The sequence below is a fragment of the Allobosea sp. CER48 genome (genome assembly GCF_044752385.1).
Taxonomy (GTDB): Bacteria; Pseudomonadota; Alphaproteobacteria; order Rhizobiales; family Beijerinckiaceae; genus Allobosea.
In genome coordinates, this window is record NZ_JBIWYK010000263.1 from 1 (window position 1) to 4,363 (window position 4,363).

Here is a 4,363-nt window from a genome sequence, read left to right on the forward strand (position 1 = left end):
TCGAAATATGACCCCGGCCCGAAGCCTGCGCGCGTGGCGCGGCCTCAGGGCGGTCAATCCTCGCGGAAGGCCCGGTTGAAGCTGTCGGTGAAGGGCGAGACCAGATAGTCGATCGCTCGACGCGCGCCGTTGACGATCATCACCTCCGCCGTCATGCCGGCGTGGAGCGAGACCTTGTAGTCGCGCAGGCTCTGCTGATCGATCTCGGAGCGGACGACGAAATAGGGCATGCCGGTTTTTTCGTCGACCAGCTGGTCGGGGGCGACATAGGTGACCTTGGCCTGCAATGGCGGCAGCAGGCGCGAGTTGAAGGCCGTCAACCGGACGCGAGTGGTGGCGCCGACGCGGACCGCGTCGATGTCGCGTGGCTCGACCTTGGCTTCGACGATCAGCGGCTCATTCTCCGGGACGATGTCGAGGATCGCTTCGCCGGCGGCGATGACGCTGCCGGCCGTACGCATCCGGATATTGGCGACGATGCCCTCCTGCGGCGCGACCACGACGAGACGGCGCAGGACGTCCTCGGCCTGGACGATCCGCTCGGTGACCTCGGACAGCATGAGCTGCGATTCCTGGATCTCGCCCCCGATATCGTTCTGCCGCTCGAGGCTGATCGACAGGATCTCGAGATTGGCTCCCGCTACCGCCTGCTCGGCCTTGGCCTTGCGGGCCGCGAACTCGCCCGAACGGCCGGAAAGCTCGCTCTGCTTGGTCTGCAGCTCGACGAGCTGGGTGCGCTTCGCATAACGCTTCTCGTAGAGATCGGCCATGATCTTGACCTCGTCGTCGATCAGCGAGCGCTGACGATTGGTCGCGTCGATCTGGGCCTTCAGTGCGTCCGCCTCGGCCTGGTGCTGCTCGATGACGCGCTGCTGGATATGGATCTTGCCGTCGTGGACCTGGGCCCGCGACTTGAACAATCCCTGTTCGGCCCGCAGCACCTCGCGCGCGATCGGGGAATCCAGCTGCGCAACCGCAGCCGGGAAGGCGATTTCGGCAGCGCTGGTCTGCTCGGCGCGCAGCCGGGCGAGCTTGGCTTCCAGCCCGATGCGCTTGGCCTGCAATTGCTGAAGCTCGGCGCGGGCGCGGGCATCTTCCAGCCGCAACAATGGCTCGTCCCTGACGACGCGCTCGCCCTCCGCCTTCAGCAAGGTCTTCAGGATGCCGCCTTCGAGATGGCTGACGGTCTTGCGCTTGCTGTCGACCGCCACGATGCCGGTCGCCACCGCGGCATTGTCGAGGCGTGCGGTGACGGCCCAGGCGCCGAAGCCGCCGAAGCCGACCCCGATCGCGGCGACGCCTGCCAGAACGAGGCTGCGCAGGCTCGGGACACGCTCGTCCTGCGGCTCGTGCTCGATCTGCGGGACGAGGGCTCGTTCAGGGCGCTTGATCAGGGAGCGTCCGGTCATGCCTTCACCTCGCGAATCGCGGCCGGAGCGGCGGGGGTGCTGGCGGCAGGCTCCATTTCCACACGGCCGCCAGGGGTGATCATGCCCGCGATCGCGGCGCGCGGACCGAATTGCTGTACCCGGCCTTCACGCAGCACGAGGAGCTTGTCGACGACCTGCATGACAGAGGGGCGGTGGGCGATCAGCACCACGATGGCGCCGCTCTCGCGCGCCGCGGCGATGGCGCGAATCAGGCTTTGCTCGCCTTCGGCGTCGAGATTGGCATTGGGCTCGTCGAGGACGATCAGCCGGGGGGAGCCGTAGAGCGCCCGCGCCAGGCCGATGCGCTGGCGCTGACCGCCCGAGAGATTGAAATCGCTGTCGGCAACATTCGTGTCGTAGCCGAGCGGCAGGCGGCCGATGAGCTCGTGCACCCCCGCGGTGCGGGCCGCGTCGAGGATGGCGTGCGGATCGGGATCGCGCATGCGGGCGATGTTCTCGGCAATCGTGCCGTTCAGCAGCGAGACCGATTGCGGGAGATAGCCGACCATGGCCCCGAACGAGCCTCGCTCCCACAGATAGGTGCTGTGGCCGTCGAGATAGACGCCTCCGACATTGGGCTTGAGCACGCCGACAAGGAGCCTCGCGAGCGTTGACTTGCCGGCGCCGGAAGGGCCGACCACGCCGAGTACCTCGCCCGGTTGCAGCGAGAAGGAGACGCCCTTGATCACGGTCTGCTCCTGACCGGGGGGCGCGAAGACGGCGCGGTCGACCACGAGATCGCCCTGGCAGGGCGGAGTCGGGACCGTCTGGCGCTGCGAGGTGCGCGTCAGGACGAGATCGCGGACACGCTTCCAGGCCGCCGAGGCGAGCACCCACTGCCGCCAGTCGGTGATCATCGAATCAAACGGCGCGAGGAGGCGGCCGAGCAGGATGCTCGCTGCCATCAGCGTTCCGGCTGTGACCTCGTTGCGGATGATCAGGATTGCGCCGGTCGCATAGACCGAGAGCTGCATCGTCATGCGCGCCGAGCGCGTCACGGCGGCGATGAACTTGGCACGGCGCGTACCCATGTCGAGCTGCTCGATCATCGCCAGCTGCTGGCCGCGCCAGCGCTTGGCCAGCGCGGGCAGCATGCCCATCGCCTCGATCGTCTCGGCGTGGCGCAGGCTTGAGCCCACCTCGTTGATGCTGGCGACGCCGGCCTCGTTGGCCTCCTTGAGGATACGGCGGGTCAGCATGTCCGAGAGAACGCCGAGCAGCAGCAAGATGATCAGCGAGGCCACGCCGACCAGCCCGTAGACCGGGTGCAGCGTGAAAAGGACGGCGAGGAAGACCGGCGACCATGCAGCCTCCAGCGGCGTGGCGATCGCGGAACTGGCGATGAAGAAGCGGATGTCGTTGAGGTCGCGAATCGCCTGCGTCGCCTGCCCCGAGCCCTGTTCGAGCGAAGAGCTCACGGCCGCCTGGAGAGCCGGCAAATTGAGCCGCCGGGCAAAGATGCTGGCCATTGCCTGGAAAGTCAGCGAGCGGATGAACTCGACCGTGCCATAGAGTGCCAGCGCGCCGATCGCGATGAAAAGGAGCATCGTCAGCGTGTCGTAGCTATGGCTGACGATGACCCGATCCTGTACCTGCATCATGAAGAGCGGGACGGTCAGCAGCAGCACGTTCACGCACAGGCTCAGGAAGGCCGCATAGCTGAGGCCGCCGACGAAATTGCGCTGGAGAGACCGGATCAGGGCATCGGGCGCAGGCTTCACCGCCTTCATGCATGACTCCGAGAATGAGGATGAGGTGCGGGCGCGGCGAATCCGCCGCGACAGGAGATCCGCAATCGTGAGGCGCAACGTGATACCGGGGGAGTGTCAAGATTATGACAGATTAGAAGCGTAACTCACCCTGCTTGAACAAAGCAAATGGGGCGAAACTATGCGATGCTTTGAAATTCGAACTAGTTTCCGCTTATCTGCGGATTGATACAATCTTATTATTTAGCCAATGGTATATGGCATGTGCTTTGCCTATAGGCTCTAAGTGCGAGGGGGCAAAAAGGGGTGGTTTGTTTAATTTTCGATCAGGCGGAGTAAGGGATGCACTTTAAATTGCAAGGCGGCGGGCAATTCCTAGGCAGATCCTTGAACGGCCATCATCAGGCTAACGGTTCGGACGACCTCGACGAGGGAGCCGATCCCAAAATTTCTCCATTCGACCTCGCGCGGGTCATCGAACGCGTGAGTCGAAGGTTTCTGGACTATCTGCGCCTCGAACTGACGAAGCTCGGCATCGACGACATATCGCCCTCGCAGGTGATGGTCCTGATGACGATCGGCCAGGGCGAGATCGCAGTCCGCGACCTTCTCGACCGCGGACACTATGGCGGCTCGAATGCCTCCTACAATCTCAAGCAACTGGTGGAGAGCGGCTATCTCGAACGCGGGGCTTCGCCGCGCGATCGCCGGCAGGCCCGCATCTCGCTGTCGCTGAAGGGACAGATGCTGTGCGAGCGCCTGCGGCTCCTCGACGAGGCCAGCCAGTTCGGCCAGCGACTCGAAAGCAATCGCGAAACCGATCTGGGCACGACCCACGCAACCCTGCGCCAACTCGAACAATGGTGGAATGACGCGCTTCGCTACGGCGGAGTGCTGCTCGCATCATGCATGTCCTATTCGTTCATCGCGCGGGATCTGGTCAATTCGCTGCTCTGATCGCGCGCCTCGTCGCCGAAGGCGTCGAGGTTTCGCTGATCACGGAGCGCGTTGAGCAGGAGCAGCCCGGCGTCCGGCAACTGGTCTATTCGGTGGAGGAGACGGCGACGCGGCATCCCGCGCTCGCTGCCACCGAATACCACCTGCGGACAGGGGAGGCGGTTGCGCAGCTGATGGAACGGCTGAAGGCTACCGATCCACCCGATGTCGTCCTCGGACACATCGGCTGGGGCGGGATGCTCTTTGCCCGCGACGCGCTGCCCGATG

At 64.8% G+C, this 4,363-nt stretch carries 3 protein-coding genes and 1 pseudogene; 2 read left to right on the plus strand and 2 right to left on the minus strand.

Translation table 11 applies throughout. The features are described 5' to 3' along the window. Positions 1-53: 53 nt before the first annotated feature. Both ACIPIA_RS10920 and ACIPIA_RS10925 read right to left on the minus strand, forming a co-directional pair. Positions 54-1,409, minus strand: a complete 1,356-nt coding sequence (locus ACIPIA_RS10920) for an HlyD family type I secretion periplasmic adaptor subunit (RefSeq protein WP_400509384.1) — start codon at positions 1,407-1,409, stop codon at positions 54-56. Next, a complete protein-coding gene (locus ACIPIA_RS10925; RefSeq protein ID WP_400509386.1) occupies positions 1,406-3,160 on the minus strand; it encodes a type I secretion system permease/ATPase in 1,755 nt (584 codons plus the stop codon). The genes ACIPIA_RS10920 and ACIPIA_RS10925 overlap by 4 nt, the downstream gene beginning before the upstream one ends. 333 nt (positions 3,161-3,493) lie before the next feature. Between ACIPIA_RS10925 and ACIPIA_RS10930 the strand changes: the two genes are divergently transcribed. Together ACIPIA_RS10930 and ACIPIA_RS10935 are read left to right on the plus strand one after the other, a co-directional pair. Next, positions 3,494-4,096, plus strand: a complete 603-nt coding sequence (locus ACIPIA_RS10930; protein WP_400509388.1) for a MarR family transcriptional regulator — start codon at positions 3,494-3,496, stop codon at positions 4,094-4,096. Then, positions 4,045-4,363, plus strand: a pseudogene (locus tag ACIPIA_RS10935) (glycosyl transferase); the annotation flags it as partial. The gene ACIPIA_RS10930 and the pseudogene ACIPIA_RS10935, both read left to right, overlap by 52 nt.